Origin of the sequence: Bradyrhizobium genosp. P (assembly GCF_049949265.1) — a bacterium.
Lineage (GTDB): Bacteria > Pseudomonadota > Alphaproteobacteria > Rhizobiales > Xanthobacteraceae > Bradyrhizobium.
This window is the reverse complement of sequence record NZ_CP188195.1, coordinates 6,040,540-6,056,674: the sequence shown is the minus strand read 5'-3', so window position 1 is coordinate 6,056,674 and position 16,135 is coordinate 6,040,540. Positions and strand designations below refer to the sequence as shown.

At 63.9% G+C, this 16,135-nt stretch carries 14 protein-coding genes; 13 read left to right on the top strand and 1 reads right to left on the bottom strand.

Going from position 1 to position 16,135, the window contains the following annotated elements:
- The first annotated feature begins 60 nt into the window (after positions 1–60).
- The 9 genes from ACP2YO_RS29385 (at position 61) to ACP2YO_RS29345 (ending at position 9,558) form a co-directional block, all read left to right on the top strand.
- The gene (locus tag ACP2YO_RS29385; RefSeq protein WP_426434632.1) at positions 61–1,320 is read left to right on the top strand and encodes an ABC transporter substrate-binding protein; all 1,260 of its coding nucleotides are present in this window, start codon (positions 61–63) and stop codon (positions 1,318–1,320) included.
- A 29-nt stretch (positions 1,321–1,349) separates the two neighbouring features.
- Positions 1,350–2,120, top strand: coding sequence for a 5-oxoprolinase subunit PxpA (locus tag ACP2YO_RS29380; protein WP_426434631.1), 771 nt, complete (start codon positions 1,350–1,352; stop codon positions 2,118–2,120).
- Positions 2,117–2,866, top strand: a complete 750-nt coding sequence (locus ACP2YO_RS29375) for a 5-oxoprolinase subunit B family protein (protein WP_426434630.1) — start codon at positions 2,117–2,119, stop codon at positions 2,864–2,866. The genes ACP2YO_RS29380 and ACP2YO_RS29375 overlap by 4 nt, the downstream gene beginning before the upstream one ends.
- A complete protein-coding gene (locus ACP2YO_RS29370; RefSeq protein WP_426434629.1) occupies positions 2,863–3,903 on the top strand; it encodes a biotin-dependent carboxyltransferase family protein in 1,041 nt (346 codons plus the stop codon). Before ACP2YO_RS29375 ends, ACP2YO_RS29370 begins: the two co-directional genes overlap by 4 nt.
- Before the next feature lie 168 nt (positions 3,904–4,071).
- A complete protein-coding gene (locus tag ACP2YO_RS29365; protein WP_426434628.1) occupies positions 4,072–5,676 on the top strand; it encodes an ABC transporter substrate-binding protein in 1,605 nt (534 codons plus the stop codon).
- 17 nt (positions 5,677–5,693) lie between these two features.
- Positions 5,694–6,635 carry an ABC transporter permease gene (locus ACP2YO_RS29360; RefSeq protein WP_426434627.1) on the top strand — a complete coding sequence of 314 codons (942 nt, stop codon included), beginning with the start codon at positions 5,694–5,696 and terminating at the stop codon, positions 6,633–6,635.
- Positions 6,632–7,555, top strand: a complete 924-nt coding sequence (locus ACP2YO_RS29355) for an ABC transporter permease (protein ID WP_426434626.1) — start codon at positions 6,632–6,634, stop codon at positions 7,553–7,555. Before ACP2YO_RS29360 ends, ACP2YO_RS29355 begins: the two co-directional genes overlap by 4 nt.
- 33 nt (positions 7,556–7,588) lie before the next feature.
- Positions 7,589–8,578: an ABC transporter ATP-binding protein gene (locus ACP2YO_RS29350; protein ID WP_426434625.1), complete on the top strand. Its 990-nt coding sequence runs from the start codon at positions 7,589–7,591 to the stop codon at positions 8,576–8,578.
- On the top strand, positions 8,575–9,558 hold the full coding sequence (locus tag ACP2YO_RS29345) for an ABC transporter ATP-binding protein (protein WP_426434624.1): 984 nt from the start codon (positions 8,575–8,577) through the stop codon (positions 9,556–9,558). Before ACP2YO_RS29350 ends, ACP2YO_RS29345 begins: the two co-directional genes overlap by 4 nt.
- Before the next feature lie 36 nt (positions 9,559–9,594).
- Here the strand turns inward: ACP2YO_RS29345 and ACP2YO_RS29340 are convergent, their stop codons facing one another.
- Positions 9,595–10,536 (bottom strand): LysR family transcriptional regulator, encoded by a 942-nt coding sequence (locus ACP2YO_RS29340; RefSeq protein ID WP_426434623.1) that lies wholly within the window; start codon positions 10,534–10,536, stop codon positions 9,595–9,597.
- A gap of 108 nt (positions 10,537–10,644) precedes the next feature.
- Between ACP2YO_RS29340 and ACP2YO_RS29335 the strand changes: the two genes are divergently transcribed.
- From ACP2YO_RS29335 to ACP2YO_RS29320, 4 genes are all read left to right on the top strand, one after another.
- Positions 10,645–12,267 (top strand): FAD-dependent monooxygenase, encoded by a 1,623-nt coding sequence (locus ACP2YO_RS29335; protein WP_426434622.1) that lies wholly within the window; start codon positions 10,645–10,647, stop codon positions 12,265–12,267.
- A 2-nt stretch (positions 12,268–12,269) separates the two neighbouring features.
- Positions 12,270–13,064 carry an alpha/beta fold hydrolase gene (locus tag ACP2YO_RS29330; protein ID WP_426434621.1) on the top strand — a complete coding sequence of 265 codons (795 nt, stop codon included), beginning with the start codon at positions 12,270–12,272 and terminating at the stop codon, positions 13,062–13,064.
- Between the two features lie 15 nt (positions 13,065–13,079).
- Positions 13,080–14,519, top strand: coding sequence for an MFS transporter (locus ACP2YO_RS29325; RefSeq protein WP_426434620.1), 1,440 nt, complete (start codon positions 13,080–13,082; stop codon positions 14,517–14,519).
- Positions 14,520–14,611: 92 nt separating this feature from the next.
- Positions 14,612–15,808 carry a M24 family metallopeptidase gene (locus ACP2YO_RS29320; protein ID WP_426434619.1) on the top strand — a complete coding sequence of 399 codons (1,197 nt, stop codon included), beginning with the start codon at positions 14,612–14,614 and terminating at the stop codon, positions 15,806–15,808.
- Positions 15,809–16,135: the final 327 nt, after the last annotated feature.

Sequence of the window (16,135 nt, the reverse complement as noted above, 5' to 3'; positions counted from 1 at the left end):
CGCTGCCGGACTTTCGAGGTTGAAACCGACGGGCGCAAGCCCACACAGAGGAGCAATCGGATGAATCGCAGACAAGTGCTGATGAGCGGCGCGTCAATGCTGTCCTTTGCGGCGCTGTCAGGTGTGACGGGACCTGCGATTGCCCAATCCGGCCAGGAAGTTGCCATCGGGGTGTTGTTTCCGATGTCCGGTGCGAACGCGCAAGTGGGTGTCGACGCCCGCCACGCGATGGAAACAGCGGCTGACATCATCAACAACTCCTACGATCTGGATTTGCCGACGGCAAAGAATGCAGGTCTGGCCGGGCTCGGCAACGCCAAGATCAAGCTGGTTTTCGCCGACCATCAGTCCGATCCGCAAAAGGGCCGCTCGGAGGCCGAACGCCTGATCACCCAGGAGAAAGTCTGCGCCCTGATCGGCTGCTATTTGTCGTCGGTTTCCTCCACCGTCAGTGCGGTCGCTGAGCGCTATGGCTTGCCGTTCCTGTGCGCAGATTCCTCGTCGCCAAGCCTGGCGCGCCGCGGGCTGAGATTCTTCTTCCGTCCGGCCGCACAGGACGAAATGTTCTCGGCCGCGATGTTCGATTTCCTCGACGCCCAGAAGGCAAAGGGAAAGAAGATCGAGACCGTTGGCCTGTTTTTCGAGGATACGATCTTCGGCACCGATTCCTCGAACACGCAGCGCGAGCTGGCGGCCGAGCGAGGCTACAAGATTGTCGCCGACATCAAATACAAATCGAACTCGCCGTCCCTGGGCGTTGAAGTGCAACAGATCAAGACCACCGATCCCGACGTCTTGATGCCGTCGAGCTATATCACCGATGCGATCCTGCTGATGCGGACGATGGCTGAACTGGGCTACAAGCCCAGAAATATCGTCGCCCAGGCGAGCGGCTTTTCCGACAAGGCCTTTTTCGACGCGGTCGGCGACAAGGCGGTCGGCATCATCTCGCGCGCGAGCTTCTCGCTCGATATGGCCGAGAAGCGGCCGAGCGTTCTCAAGGTCAACAACATGTTCAAGGTGCGTTCCAGCCGTGACCTGAACGACAGTACCTCGCGTGAGCTGATGGGGCTGCTCGTCCTTGCCGATGCGATCGATCGCGCCAAGTCGACGGACGGCGACAAGATTCGCGAGGCCCTCGTGGCAACCGAGATTCCCGGTGAGCGCACCATCATGCCGTGGAAGCGCGTCAAGTTCCAGGCAGACGGGCAGAATGTGGATGCCGATCCCGTGCTGGTCCAGTACGTTAATGGCTCATTCGTCACGATCTTTCCGGCAGCAGTGGCGCTTGCCGAAGCGCTCTGGCCAATGAACGCCTGACCGGCATCAGCAACGTCGAGGAGGCCACCATGCCGTCAGTTGATCTCAATTCCGATCTTGGCGAAGGGTTTGGGACCTATCGTTGCGGGGACGACGCCGCCATGCTCTCGATCGTCACCTCGGCCAATGTGGCGTGCGGGCTTCATGCCGGCGATCCCGAGGTGATGGCGCGGACCTTTGCCATTGCCCGCGAGCGCGGCGTTGCCGTCGGAGCCCATCCCGGATTCCCGGATCTGTGGGGCTTCGGCCGCCGCCGCCTCCCGTTCACGAATGGGGAGATCGAAAGGCTTGTTGCCTATCAGATCGGCGCCGCTGCCGCGCTTGCGGCTTACGCCGGGCATCGCATTACCTACGTGAAGACCCACGGCGCGCTCGGTAACATCGCCTGCGAAGAACGCAGCGTCGCCGATGCGGTGGCGCGGGCCGTACGCGCGGTCGATCCCGGTCTCGCCATGCTTGGCATCGCGTTGACCGAGACGGTCGCGGCCGGTGAGGCCGCCGGGCTCGAAGTCTATCAGGAGATCTATGCCGATCGCGGCTACACCGAGACCGGCCAGTTGATTCCGCGCGGCCAGCCCGGCGCGATGATCGAAGGCGCGGAGGAGGCCGCTGCGCGCGTGCTTGAGATGGTCGAAACCGGGTCGGTGATCACGGCGAGCGGCAAGCACCTGCCGACACCCATTCGCTCGATCTGCGTTCATGGCGATTCCGATTATGCGGTCGCGACCGCTCGCCGTGTTCGCGAGCGTCTGGAGCGTGCCGGTGTCGCTTTGAAGCCATTCAGCCCAATTGCGGCATGACACGTCGGGTCGATCCCGATCCAGCGCTGTGCAACCCGCGCTTCCTCGATGCGGGAGAGGCCGCGCTCGTCGTCCAGTTCGGCGAGACCGTCGATCCCGCAATCAACGACAGGGTGCTTGCGCTCGATGCGGCCTTGCGCGCCGATCCTCCCGCGGGGACGCGCGAGTTTGTTCCCACTTACCGCTCACTGATGATCCACTACGATCCTCTGGAGATAGACAGGGGCACGCTGGTTGCTACCGTGCGCCGGGCGATCGAAGCCGCCGTGGAAGGGCGTGGCCAAGGCACCATTTGGACATTGCCTTGCTGCTACGATCCGGCCTTGGCTGAGGATCTCGACGAGGCGGCACAACTCCTGAAGCTGACCCGTGACGAAGCGGTCGCGTTGCATCTGAAGGCGACGTATCGGGTCTACATGTGCGGCTTCACGCCGGGACAGCCCTATCTCGGCGGCGTGCCGGAGGCCCTCAAGATATCGCGCCGTCCGACACCCCGGCCGCCGCATGCCGCAGGTGCGGTTCTGATCGGCGGCGGCCTCTGCGTTGTTGCGCCCTTCGTGATGCCGACCGGCTGGTACGTCATCGGCCGGACTCCGGAGCGTCTTTACGCAGCGGAGCAGCAGGATGTCTTTTTGATTCAGGCCGGCGAGCTCTTGCGCTTCGACTCGATCGATCTGGCGACCTTTCGGGAGATGGAGCGGCGCGCAGCAAGCGGCGAGGTCGTTGCCCGCATGAGTGCCGCATGACGGCTGTCGCGTCGGATGCGATCCTTCGCGTGCTCTCGGCCGGGCCGGGGGTGACATTGCAGGATGCTGGTCGTCACGGCTATCTGCGGTTCGGCGTCACCGCGGCAGGCCCGATGGATCGGTTGGCGCATGCCGCCGCCAATCTCGCCGTCGGCAATCCCGCAGGCGCCACCGCACTCGAAGTCTCCGTGGGGGGTGTCGAAGTGACCGCCCAATCCGCGCCGCTCCATATTGCCGTGGCCGGCGGCGAGTTTGCGCTCAGCCTCGACGGCAGGCCGCTGCCGCCTGCGATGGTTCTCAATCTGGATGAAGGCGCGGTGCTGAAAATTCGTGCCGGGCGCAGTGGCTCATGGTGCTATCTCGCGGTGGCGGGTCGCTTCGTCGTGCCAAAAGTGCTTGGTTCGCACGCCACCCACACCCGCACCGGCTTCGGCGGCATGAACGGCCGCGCGATCGTCGCCGGCGATGGCCTCGGAATCGAACCGTCGGGGTCGTCGGTGCCGTCGCAGGGCGCTATCATGGCGCCCTGGCTCGACCGCCCGATCGATACCGTTCGCGTGGTCCTCGGTCCTCAACAGGATTACTTCGCCGACGATCAGATATCAGCGTTTCTGGCCGGGCCGTGGACCGTCTCCGCCAAAGGCGATCGCATGGCGTGTTTTCTCGACGGCCCCCGACTGACGCACGCCCGCGGCTACAATATCGTCTCCGACGGGATTGCGATGGGTGCGATCCAGGTGCCGGGAGATGGCCGTCCGATCGTCCTGATGGCCGATCGTCAATCGACCGGAGGGTATCCCAAGATCGCGACCGTCATCGGTCCCGATCTTGGCCGGCTGGCGCAGGCGAGACCGGGAGCCACGTTCCACTTCGAGGCGGTATCGATTGAGCGGGCGGTCGCAGCGCGCCGCGAAGAGGCCGCCGCGCTGGCGCGCGGCATCGTCGTCGAGCCATTGTTGCGCACGCAGTTCAGTTCGGAATTCTTGCTCGGCCTCAATCTGATCGACGGCGTCGTCAGCGTCGAGCCTTCCGGTTAAGGTCCTGATCGACAACATAACTATGTTGATGCCCTGGCCGCTGGCATACCATTTGCACGCAAAATAAGCACTTATCATCGGTCCGACCGTTTCACCTCACCTGGCGCCGAACCCTGGCCGACGAAAACGGACGGAATCGCCACATTAACCCGACGCTTGGAGAGTTTCATGGATCGCAGGACCCTGTTGAAAGGATTGGCCGGGGCAGGCAGCCTGGCGGCGATGGGCGGTCTTTCGATGCCCGCCCTTTCCCAAGGCGCCGCGGCGCGCACTTTGCGCTTCGTGCCCCAGGCCAACCTTGCGAATTTCGATCCGATCTGGGGGACGCAGTATGTCGTGCGCAACGCGGCCGCGCTGGTGTGGGACACACTCTACGGCGTCGACGCGATGCTGCAGCCACAGCGCCAGATGGTCGAGTCCGAGGAGGTCACCGATGACGGCCTGAGCTGGACCTTTCGTCTCCGGTCGGGGCTGAAGTTCCACGACGGCGAGCCGGTGCGGAGCAAGGACGTGGTTGCGAGCATTGCGCGCTGGTCGGTCCGCGATCCGATGGGACTCATGATCAAGGCGCTCCAGCAGGAGTTGACCGCCGTCGACGACAAGACGTTCAAATTGGTGCTGAAGCAGCCTTATCCGAAGCTGCTCTATGCGCTGGGCAAGAACAACACGCCGATTGCCTTCATCATGCCGGAGCGCATCGCGCAGACCGATCCGTTCAAGCAGATTACGGACTATGTCGGTTCGGGGCCAATGAAGTTCGCGAAGGCCGAGTGGGTCCCCGGCGCCAAGGCGGTGTTCGAGAAGTTCACCGACTACGTGCCGCGGCAGGAGAAGGCGTCCTGGCTCGCCGGCGGCAAGCAGATACTGATCGACCGCCTGGAATGGGTGGTCATCCCGGATCCCGCCACCGCAGCAGCCGCATTGCAGAACGGCGAGGTCGATTGGTGGGAGAGTCCGATCACCGATCTGGTGCCGGTACTCAAGAGCAACCGCAACATCAACGTCGACATCGCCGACCCGCTCGGCAATGTCGGTTCGTTCGGGATGAACCACCTCTATCCGCCCTTCAACGACGTCAGGGCGCGGCGTGCCGTGCTCATGGCGATGAGCCAGGAAGATTACATGCGGGCGCTGGTTGGGGATGACACCTCGCTCTGGAAGACGCTGCCGGGCTTCTTCACGCCGGGCACGCCGCTTTATTCAGAGGCGGGCGGCGAGATACTCAAGGGTAAGCGCGATCTCGACGCGGCCAAGAAGCTGTTGGCCGAGAGCGGTTATTCGGGCCAGCCCGTCACCTGCCTCGTCGCGCAGGATCAACCGATCACCAAGGCGCAGGGCGACGTCACCGCGGATTTGCTGAAGAAGCTGGGCATGAATGTCGACTTCGTCGCGACCGATTGGGGCACGGTCGGTTCCCGCCGGGCCATGAAGACGCCTCCGGGGCAGGGCGGCTGGCAGATGTTCCACACCTGGCACGCCGGCGCCGACTGCATCAATCCTGCCCCCTACAACGCCATTCGCGCCAATGGCGACAAGGCGTGGTTCGGATGGCCGACGAGCGAGGCCGTGGAAAAGGAGGTTGTGGCATGGTTCGACGCCAAGAACCTCGATGAGGAGAAGGCCACGATCAATCGTCTCAACAAGGCGGCGCTCGAGGACGTGGTCTATGCGCCGACCGGCTTCTTCCTGGGTTACACGGCGTGGCGCAAGAACATCTCCGGGATCGTCAAGGGGCCGCTGCCGTTCTTCTGGGGCGTGTCGAAGGCGGCATGACGGCACGGTGAACCGACATGGTCTCGTATATCCTGCGGCGCATGCTCGCGACGTTGCCGGTGATGGCGATCGTCGCGCTGTTCGTATTCAGTCTGCTTTACATTGCGCCGGGCGATCCGGCCGTGGTGATCGCAGGCGATCAGGCCAGCCCCGCCGACGTTGAACGGATTCGCCAGAGCCTCGGCCTCGACCGGCCTTTCCTGGTGCAGTTCGGGTCCTGGCTCTGGCACATCGTGCACGGCGATCTCGGCACCTCGATCTTCACCAGCCTGCCGGTCTCGACGTTGATCGCGCAGCGCATCGAACCGACGCTTTCGCTGATGGTGCTCACGCTGCTGCTGACGATCCTCATCGCAGTCCCGCTCGGCGTGGTGGCGGCGTGGAAAGCGGGAAGCTGGATCGATCGCACCATCATGACATTCGCCGTGTTCGGCTTCTCGCTTCCCGTCTTTGTGGTCGGATACGTGCTCGCCTATGTGTTCGCGCTCAAGTTTGAGTGGCTTCCCGTGCAAGGCTACACGCCGCTGGCCGAAGGCTTCTGGCCATGGCTGCAGAATCTGATCCTGCCCTCGGTCGCGCTCGGCTGCGTCTATATCGCGCTGATTGCGCGCATTACCCGCGCCTCGATGCTCGAAGTGCTGCAGCAGGATTATATCCGCACCGCCCGCGCCAAGGGCCTCGGGATGCCCAGCATCCTGTTCGTTCATGCGCTGAAAAACGCCGCGGTCCCGATCGTGACGGTGATTGGCATCGGCATTGCCCTGCTGATCGGCGGCGCGGTGGTGACCGAAAGCGTGTTCGCGATCCCGGGCCTCGGCCGACTGACGATTGATGCGATCCTGCGGCGCGACTATCCGGTCATCCAGGGCATCGTGCTGCTATTCAGCTTCCTCTACGTGCTGGTCAATCTGATGGTCGACGTCATTTATACACTGGTCGATCCGAGGATCCGCTATTGACCGTATCCAGCACCAGCACCGCTGCCCTGCCGCCCGGCCTCGTGATCGCGTCGCAGCTGCCTGATCTGCTGCAGCCGGTGAAGATCCGGCGCGGCCTGCTCGGCTTTCTCCGCAATCATCCGACGGTTGCGGTTGGCGCCGCATTGCTCCTCTGCCTGGTATTGATCGCGATCTTCGCGCCCTATCTCGGCACCGTCGACCCGACTGCCCTCGCGCCCGCCAAGCGTACGCGCGCGCCATCCGCGGAATTCTGGTTCGGTAGTGACATGCTGGGCCGCGATATCTATTCACGCGTGCTTTACGGGGCACGGGTCTCGTTGACCGTAGGCCTTTCGGTGGCAATCCTGGCTTCGCTGGCCGGTCTTGCCATCGGTCTCATTGCGGGATTCGTGCGATGGGCGGACGGCATCCTCATGCGGTTCATCGACGGGTTGATGTCGATACCGCCGATCCTGCTCGCGATTGCGTTGATGGCGTTGACACGCGGCAGCGTCGGCAACGTCATCCTGGCCATCACTGTTGCCGAGATTCCGCGCGTCACGCGTCTCGTGCGCGGCGTCGTGCTGTCACTGCGCGAGCAGCCTTATGTGGACGCTGCCGTCGCCTCCGGCACGCGTACGCCGATGATCATCGTGCGCCACATCTTGCCGAATACGCTGGCGCCGATGCTGGTCCAGGCCACCTATATCTGCGCCAGCGCGATGATCGTGGAGTCGATCCTCTCCTTCATCGGCGCCGGCACACCGCCTACCATTCCATCTTGGGGCAACATCATGGCCGAGGGCAGGGCGCTTTGGCAGGTCAAGCCTTTCATCGTGTTCTTCCCTTCCGTGTTCCTGTCCGTCACCGTTCTCGCCGTCAACCTGCTCGGCGACGGTCTGCGCGATGCGCTCGATCCGCGCATGGCCAAGAGCCTGTAGAGAGCCTGTAGGGCAGTCGAGGTTTTTGATCCAATGGCATTGCTCGAAGTCGAGAATCTGCAGACCCATTTCCGGACCCCGGACGGGATCAACCGCGCCGTCGACGGGGTGTCCTTTCAGGTTGATGAAGGCGAGACGCTGGCCATCGTCGGTGAATCCGGTTGTGGCAAGTCGGTCACCTCGATGTCGCTGATGCGGCTTATTTCCGAGCCGCCGGGCAAAATCGCGGGGGCAGTCCGCTTCCAGGGCAGAGACTTGTTGCAACTGTCCGAGCGCGAGATGCGCGCCATCCGTGGCAACGACATTTCGATGATCTTCCAGGAGCCGATGTCGAGCCTCAACCCGGTGCTGACCGTTGGTCGCCAGATCGGCGAGACGCTACGGATGCATCAGGGACTGGACAAGCAGGCCGCAGAGGCACGCGCCATCGAGATGCTGAATTTGGTCGGCATCCCCGAGCCGGCGCGGCGCGTGCGCGAGTATCCGCATCAGCTTTCGGGCGGCATGCGCCAGCGCGTGATGATCGCCATGGCGCTCGCCTGCAATCCAAAACTACTGATCGCCGACGAGCCGACCACGGCGCTGGACGTGACGATTCAGGCGCAGATATTGCAGTTGATGCTGGACCTCAAACGCCGCGTCGGTGCGGCGATCGTCCTGATTACCCATGATCTCGGCGTGGTCGCCGAGATCGCCGAGCGCGTCATGGTGATGTATGCCGGCCGCAAGGTCGAGGAAGCGCCGGTGGCCGGACTGTTCCGCTCCCCCCGTCATCCCTATACGCAGGGCCTCCTTGGCGCGGTTCCCAGGCTCGGCTCATCTCTCACCGGCACGGCGCGGCGGCTTGCCGAGATCCCAGGGCAGGTGCCCAGCCTCAAGAAGGCAATCGTCGGCTGCGTTTTCGCCGGGCGCTGTGCGCTCGCGACCGATCTCTGCCGCCAGGTCACGCCGGGTCTCGAAGAGAAGGGCCCCGGCCACATCGCCGCGTGCCACTACGCCGCCAAAGAAGCGGCCGTGGCATGAGCACCCCGCTACTCCAGGTCAACGACCTCAAGAAGCATTTCCCGGTTCGCGGCGGCCTGTTCGGCCGCAGGTCCGGCCTGGTCCACGCTGTGGACGGCGTGTCCTTCGAGGTCGAACGTGGCGAGACCCTGTCGCTGGTCGGTGAATCCGGCTGCGGCAAGTCGACGGTCGGCCGGGCCATCCTGCGACTGTTCGACATTACCGCCGGTCAGGTGGTGCTCGATGGCCAGCGCATCGACGATCTTTCACCTGCGGGGCTGCGCAGCATGCGTCGCCGCGTGCAGGTGGTGTTCCAGGATCCGTTCTCGAGTCTCAATCCGAGGATGCGCGTGCGCGATATCCTGGCCGAGCCGATCCGCAATTTCGGTCTCGCCAAGTCTTCCGCCGACCTCGAGGCTCGGGTTGCGACGCTGATGGACACCGTGCGCCTGCCGCGCGACGCGTTGAACCGGCGGCCGCACGAATTCTCCGGCGGTCAGCGCCAGCGCATCGGGATCGCCCGCGCGCTTGCGGCGGAGCCCGACCTGATCGTCTGCGACGAGGCGGTGTCGGCGCTCGACGTCTCGGTCAAGGCGCAGATCGTCAACCTGTTGCAGGATCTGCAGCAGCAGTTCGGTCTTGCGCTGCTCTTCATCAGCCATGATCTGGCTGTGGTCGAGCACATGACGCACCGGGTCGCCGTGATGTATCTCGGCAAGATCGTCGAGATGGCGCCGAGGCAGCAAATCTTTACCGCGCCGAGGCATCCCTACACCAAGGCGTTACTCTCGGCCGTGCCGGTGCCGGAGCCCGGCGCTATCAGAAACCCGATCATCCTGAAGGGTGACGTGCCGAGCCCGATCAATCCACCGAGCGGATGCCGTTTCAACACCAGGTGTCCATTCGTCTTTGATCGCTGCAAAGCAGAGGAGCCGGAGCTTCGGTCGGCCGGAGACGGTCAGTGGGTGGCGTGTCATCTCGAAACGTTTCCGGAGGCCTGACTCTCGCCAAATGCCAAATCGAAACTGCGATCCAGTTCATCGAGCACGCCGTGCGGCATGTTGCCGTGACGGCGCCCGCGGTGCTGACCGTGGCTTTGTCACCGTCAGGATCTTTCCCTCGCGGATCAGGATGCCGCAGATTTCCTTCAGCCCGGCAACGGCTTCACGCGTCGCGCGAGTGATCGGCCGGCCGCGTGGAAGCGCCAGGACGCGTTCGGCCTGCAACCAGGGCAGGAGCGCGGCCGAGAGCTTGTCCGCCGCCACTTCTTCGTGGATGCCGGAAAACGTCAGCAGACCGTAACCGAGCCCGGACGCGACGCTCCGCTTCATCAGGGAACTGCTCTCCACTCGCAACGAAAACGGAATGTTCGGCGGAAACGGATTGCGGCTGAGCGGCACCACGGCGGCCGGCAGGCGGTCGAATTCCTTGCGCGTCAGCGTTCCGCGCTTCAGCAGCGGATCGCGAGGTGGCCCGATCAGGAAGACCTTCTCGCTCACCAGCGTCTCGAAATCGAGATGATGGTTGGGTTCCGGCATGGTGACGATCGCGAGATCCAGCTCAGCACGTAGCAGGCGGTCGCACATCGCTTCCGTCAGGCCCTCGTGCAACTCGAGCTGGACCTTCGGAAAGCGCTCAACGAAGAGTCTTGCGAGCGGTGCGTAGAAGATGTCGGCAAGGCTCGACGGCGCGCCGATCCGCACTGTGCCGCCCGGCTCGCGGTTCTCGGTGCGGACCTCGGCCTTGACGTCGTCGACCGCGCCGAGCAGCCAGCGCCCACGCGCCAGCAGCACCTTGCCGGACTCGGTGACGGTGACGCCGCGCGCGCTACGCTCGAGCAATGCGCCGCCGAGTTCGTGTTCAAGCTCCTTGATGTGACGGCTGAGCGCGGACTGCGCGATGTTGAGCGTGCTTGCCGCGGCACCGAAGCCGCCGCGTTCGGCGACCGCGACGAAATAGCGAAGCTGCCGGAGGTCCATGGGATACTCCATCGCAAAACGAGATCAGAACCATATCAAACATATTCTTGCGAGATAGCAAAATCGGCGCACTCTCTGCGGAAAGGAAAACAGCAGGGAGGAGGCCTCATGGGCATTGCCGCGGAACCACATCGCCGCACCTCGGTCTTCATCGTCGGCGGAGGGCCGGTCGGGCTTGCGATGGGCTTGCTGCTCGACCGTTTCGGCATCGACGCCGTGATCGTCGAGAAGAGCCCGACCACGACAGATCATCCGAAATCGCGTGGCTGTTGGGTTCGCACCATGGAGCTGTTCCGGCAATGGGGCATCGAGCAGGCGATCCGTGACCGCGGCCTGCAGGGCGATTCCGACATGTTCGTCCAGGTCGAAAGCATCGCGGGGCGGGAGATCAGCCGCTCGCGCCCCGAACCTAATCTCGGCCAGACCCCGGCCTGGAAATGCCTCGTGGCACAGGACGCGGTGGAGGAGGAGATCTACAACACCATCGAACACTCCAACCTCGTGCAAGTGCATTTCTCGACCGAATTCGTGAGCTTCGAGGAAGTCGAGGACGGCGTGGTCTGCGAGATACGCTCGGTCGAGACGGGACAGACCGAGCGCTGGCACACGAAATATCTGCTCGCCTGCGACGGCGCCGGCAGCCAGACGCGGCGCAACGCCGGCATCGAGATGGTAGGCCCGGCGGCGCTCGCGGTTCTGCAGAACGAGTACTGGCGCGGCGACCTTTCGCGTTTCCCGCTGGCGCGCGAGGCGGCCGGCTATCAGGTCTACACCGACAAGCCCGGCGTGCCGCCGCGCGCCGGCATTCTCAACACGAATGGCCGCGATCGCTGGCTCTCCATCATCCAGATCGGTTGGGAGAAGGACGAGCGGCCCCGGCCGTGGACGGACGCGGAGATGATCGAGATCATCCGGGCCCATGTCGGCGTGCCCGATCTCGATGTGACGCTGCTCAACCGCTCGGTCTGGCGCATGAGCAAGCAGGTCGCGGCCAATTTTCGCAACCGCCGCGTCTTCGTGGTTGGCGACGCCGCCCATCGCTTCCCGCCGACCGGCGGCTTCGGGTTGAACTCGGGCGTGCAGGATGCGCACAACTTGGCCTGGAAGCTGGTCTACGTCCTGCGCGGTCAGGCGTCGGAAAAACTGCTCGAGTCCTACGACCTCGAGCGGCGGCCGGTTGCGCAGTCGAATGCCGATTTCAGCTACGGCAACATGATCCGCTTCCGCAAGATCGACGCTGCCGTTCGCTCCGGCAACGAGGACCTCATCCGGTTCTGGGTCGACGACCTCGACAACCATTTGCACAGCATCGGCCAGGCGCTGGGATTTTCCTACGAGGAGGGCGCCGTGATTCCGGACGGCACGCCGCGCGGTGGGCATCTGACACGCTACTACACGCCCTCCGACCGGCCGGGTGGCCGTTTCCCGCATCTTTGGATCGACATGGCACGCAAGCATTCCACGCTCGACTGGTTCGACAAGGAATTCACGGTGGTCGCCGGCCCGATGGGCGAGGCATGGCTGGAGGCCGGCCGCGACGTCTCCGAAAAGCTCGGCTTGCCGCTGAACCTGCAGCAATTGTCGAATGCACACGCCGCCGACGGCATCCATATGGGCATGCGGGGCGCCGTGCTGGTGCGGCCCGATGGCCACGTCGCCTGGCGCATGCCCTATATTCCGCAGGACCCCGCGCGCGAGCTCGCCGGCGCACTGCAAACCGTGTTGCACTAGCCATGCGCACGATCGACGCCAACAGCACCGCGACCACCTACGCTCGAACCGGGGAGGGGCCGCCGCTCCTTCTGCTACACGGCGCCGAGGCCGACCATTCGATGTTCGACGCGTTAGCGCCATTGCTCGCGCCGCGCTTCACTGTGATCGCCTATGACCAGCGCGACTCCGGTGGCACGCAGAATCCGGCCTCGCCTTATGGTTTCGACGATCTTGCCGACGATGCCGCCGCGCTGATCGCGGCGTTAGGCCATCCGCGCGCCCATGTCTTCGGTACCTCGTTTGGCGGTGCCATTGCGCAGGTGCTAGCGGCACGTCATCCGGAGCGTGTCGATCGTCTGATCCTGTCGAGCACCTTTCGAGTCGGCGTGCCGCTGTCGTCGATCAACCCGGAAGGATTTCCGAGATTTGCGGAATTACGAAGCCGTTTGCCAGAGACGCTGCACGAATTCGCCGAGTATTTCTTTCCGCGCGATCATATCGCTGACCATCCCGAAGTCCTCGCGGTCTTCACCGAGAACCGGCGAGATGCCGGGCAGCGGCAGCGACGTGCGGCCGTCCTGCAGAAGCCGATCGCGGTCGATCTCTCCGCGATCGCCGCGGCGACATTGGTGACGGTCGGTGCGGAAGACCGGTTGATCCCGCCTGCGCACACGCTGGCGCTCGCAAAGGACATCAGGGACGCGCGAACCGTGGTGATTCCGGGTACCGGCCATGTCGGGACGATCCAGAACCCCTTGGCCGTCGCCACGGCGGTGCAGGCCTTCTTGCAAGGCGAAAGACCAAACATAAAATGACGGAGGGAGACGACCATGGCCACCCAAGGGGAGGATCTCGTTGAGCTCTACGATGCCGCGCCGCTGGACGCCCGTTACTGGGTCAGCATCGCGCTCGCGATCTCGACCAGCGTTTTCGATTACTTCGACTTCTATATCGTCGGCTTCCTGGTTGCGGTGCTGGCGCCGCAATGGCACCTGACATTCGGTCAGACCTCGATCATGCTGCTAAGCGCCGGCGTCGGCGCCATCATCGGCTCGCTGGCCTGGGGCGCACTATCCGATCGCTTTGGGCGCAAGACGTTACTGGTGGCGGGAGTATTGTTGTGCGCGCTCGGCTCCGGCTCGATCTCGCTGATCCCCGATGGCGCCTGGATCATGTTTGCCGGACTGCGTTTCGTGGTCGGATTTGGGGTCGGTGCCGCGGCCTCGGTCGCCGTTCCCATGATCGTCGAATACACGCCGACCCGGCACCGCACCGTGCTAGCGAGCGCAACCGTGATCCCGGTCTCGCTCGGGGTTCTCGCAGCGTCGCTGACGTCGGCGATGCTGCTGCAGCAGATCGGCTGGCGGGGTCTCGCGATGCTCGGCTTTGTCCCGCTGCTGCCGGCAGCGCTGATCGCGCTCGTCATGCCTGAATCGGTGCGCTGGCTGGTGTCGCGTGGCCGCCTCGCGGAAGCCCGCCGCATCGTGGCGCGGACATTGAAGACGTCACCGGACACGCTGGCTGAGGCGCCGAATATCGACATCGGTACGACTAGTGCGGTGCCGCCGCAGACGCGCTTCACAGATTTGTTGGCGCAACCAAAGCTGTTCTGGCTCACCGTCATCGTCTGGTTCGGCGCCAGCACGGCCAATTATGGCGTCTTTTTGTGGGGTCCGACCATCGTCGCGCTGTTAATGGGCGCCTCGCCTCACCAGGTTGCCTACCTGTTCGTCATCGTCAGTCTCGTGGGAATGCTCGGGCGTGTCATATTCTCGCTGTTGCCGCAATGGATCGGGCGGCGGCGCTGCGGCGAAATCATGGGCTATGGCATCGCCGTCTCGCTTGGAGCGGCAGCCTTGTTCTTCGATCGCACCCTGTTCGGCTATCCTGCCTTCGTGGTGTTGCTGATTCCGGCCGCGTTGTTCTTCGATGGCGGTTTCGCGAACATAGCGCCCTATTCGGCGGAAATCTTTCCTGTCCGTTTGAGCGCGCGGGGTGTCGGACTGGCACAGGCGTCTAACGGGGTCGGCAAGATTGCGGGTCCGTTGTGCCTTGCGCTGATTGCCGGCGCCACCAACTTGATTACCCCAAAGGCCACCATCGAGGCCGTGATGCCCGCGTTCCTGTTCCTCGCATGCTGCGGCGTTGCGATTGGATTGGCCTTCAGCCTGTTCGGGGTAGAAACGCACGGCAAGCCGTTGGCGCTGAATGCCGCCGAGGCCGAGGTTCCGGCAGCGGAGGCGCTCAAGATGCGCGAGCAGACGGGCTGACATTCGCGAAGACGCTACGTGCGCGCAAGGACAGGTGGTTAAATACGACAACGCCCGGCAAAAAAACCGGCTAGGCATCAGGGAGGATCATCATGCAGGACAGCACCAACCAATCGGCGACGCGAGCCATTCCATTCGATGTCGGCAAGCTCGATCGGCTGATGGAGGAGGCGGGGATCGATCTGCTGCTCGTCACCTCCAAGCACAATGTGCAGTACCTGTTGGATGCCGAGCGCGCGATCTTCTTCGACTACATGGATGCGCTCGGCGTCAGCCGCTATTTGCCTGTGGTGATCTACCCCAAGGGTGCGCCCGACAAGGCAGCCTTTGTCGGCCATTGGCTGGAATCCCACCAACGCGCGGTGTCGCCGCTCTGGGTGCCGGAGGTGCTCACCCGGGCCAGCGGCTCCGTGGATGCGATTGCGCTTGCCGTCGAGGCGATCAGGAAGAGCGGCGTTCCAGCAAGACGTATCGGCGTCGAACTCGCCTTCCTGCCGATGGATGCCGGCAACGCCCTGAAGGGCGCGCTTCCCGGCAGTGAAATCAAGGACGCACTCTACGTCTTGGAGCGATTGCGGGCGATCAAAACACCGGCCGAACTTGCCAAGCTTCGCACCGCCTCCGAGATGGTGACGGCCGCGATGCTCGAGGTCATCGCGGAGCACGGTCCCGGAAGCACCAAGCGAGAGCTTGTGGACGCGCTTCGCGTCGCCGAGGTCAAGCGCGGTCTAACGTTCGAATATTGCCTGATCGCGTCGGGGGCGAGCCACAACCGCGCGCCTTCGGGGGTGCATTGGGAGATGGGAGACGTGCTGTCGCTCGATTCCGGAGGCAATTTCGAAGGCTATATCGGTGATCTCGCGCGCATGGCGGTGCTCGGCGGGCCCGATAGCGAGTTGAAGGATCTTCTGGCCGAGATCGAGGCCGTTCAGCAGGCGGCCTTTGCGCCGATCAAGCCCGGCGCCATGGGCGGCGACATCTATATCGCCGCGGAGATGGCGCTTCAGCGATCGCCGCATCGCGAGCACATCGAATTTCTCGCCCATGGCATGGGCCTCGTCAGTCACGAGGCGCCGCGGCTGACGGCAACAGGTCCCGTGCCTTACGACGATCCCGACGCACGCCTGCCGTTGCAGCCGGGCATGGTGGTGTCGGTCGAGACCACGCTGAAGCATCCAAAGCGCGGCTTCATCAAGCTGGAGGATACGATTGCCGTGACCGAAGCTGGTCACCAGATGTTCGGCGAGGCGGGACGCGGCTGGAACATCGGCGCCACGGCGCGTCTCTGACAGGAGGCTGGACTCTGTAACGGTGCTGCACGGCGCCGAAGCGCCTCAAACACTGCGCCTGCTTGGGCTTGGATCTGCGTTAAAGGACCAGGCGCGTCAATCATGGCGTCCGCTCCAGGCCCGGGAGCATGCCGATGTCGATCAATGCTACGAGCTCGCCTACCACAACGGTGGCCGGGAGCCAGTCCACCAATGCCTCGGCCCAGTCTACCAGCGCGTCCTCGGGGTCGGGTTCGACTGCCCAACCAACGACTGGGAGCGGAGAAAAGAGCGGGGGCAGCGGAGGGAGTGGCTCCGCAAAGACCGTAGTCAGCGATGTATCGATCA

What these genes read in the sequence shown, in the direction of transcription:
- ACP2YO_RS29330 (WP_426434621.1), top strand. Translation starts at nt 12,270, where the DNA reads ATGCGCACGATCGACGCCAACAGCACCGCGACCACCTACGCTCGAACC.
- ACP2YO_RS29380 (WP_426434631.1), top strand. Translation starts at nt 1,350, where the DNA reads ATGCCGTCAGTTGATCTCAATTCCGATCTTGGCGAAGGGTTTGGGACC.
- ACP2YO_RS29375 (WP_426434630.1), top strand. Translation starts at nt 2,117, where the DNA reads ATGACACGTCGGGTCGATCCCGATCCAGCGCTGTGCAACCCGCGCTTC.
- ACP2YO_RS29370 (WP_426434629.1), top strand. Translation starts at nt 2,863, where the DNA reads ATGACGGCTGTCGCGTCGGATGCGATCCTTCGCGTGCTCTCGGCCGGG.
- ACP2YO_RS29340 (WP_426434623.1), bottom strand. Translation starts at nt 10,536, where the DNA reads ATGGACCTCCGGCAGCTTCGCTATTTCGTCGCGGTCGCCGAACGCGGC.
- ACP2YO_RS29385 (WP_426434632.1), top strand. Translation starts at nt 61, where the DNA reads ATGAATCGCAGACAAGTGCTGATGAGCGGCGCGTCAATGCTGTCCTTT.
- ACP2YO_RS29345 (WP_426434624.1), top strand. Translation starts at nt 8,575, where the DNA reads ATGAGCACCCCGCTACTCCAGGTCAACGACCTCAAGAAGCATTTCCCG.
- ACP2YO_RS29335 (WP_426434622.1), top strand. Translation starts at nt 10,645, where the DNA reads ATGGGCATTGCCGCGGAACCACATCGCCGCACCTCGGTCTTCATCGTC.
- ACP2YO_RS29325 (WP_426434620.1), top strand. Translation starts at nt 13,080, where the DNA reads ATGGCCACCCAAGGGGAGGATCTCGTTGAGCTCTACGATGCCGCGCCG.
- ACP2YO_RS29365 (WP_426434628.1), top strand. Translation starts at nt 4,072, where the DNA reads ATGGATCGCAGGACCCTGTTGAAAGGATTGGCCGGGGCAGGCAGCCTG.
- ACP2YO_RS29350 (WP_426434625.1), top strand. Translation starts at nt 7,589, where the DNA reads ATGGCATTGCTCGAAGTCGAGAATCTGCAGACCCATTTCCGGACCCCG.
- ACP2YO_RS29320 (WP_426434619.1), top strand. Translation starts at nt 14,612, where the DNA reads ATGCAGGACAGCACCAACCAATCGGCGACGCGAGCCATTCCATTCGAT.
- ACP2YO_RS29360 (WP_426434627.1), top strand. Translation starts at nt 5,694, where the DNA reads ATGGTCTCGTATATCCTGCGGCGCATGCTCGCGACGTTGCCGGTGATG.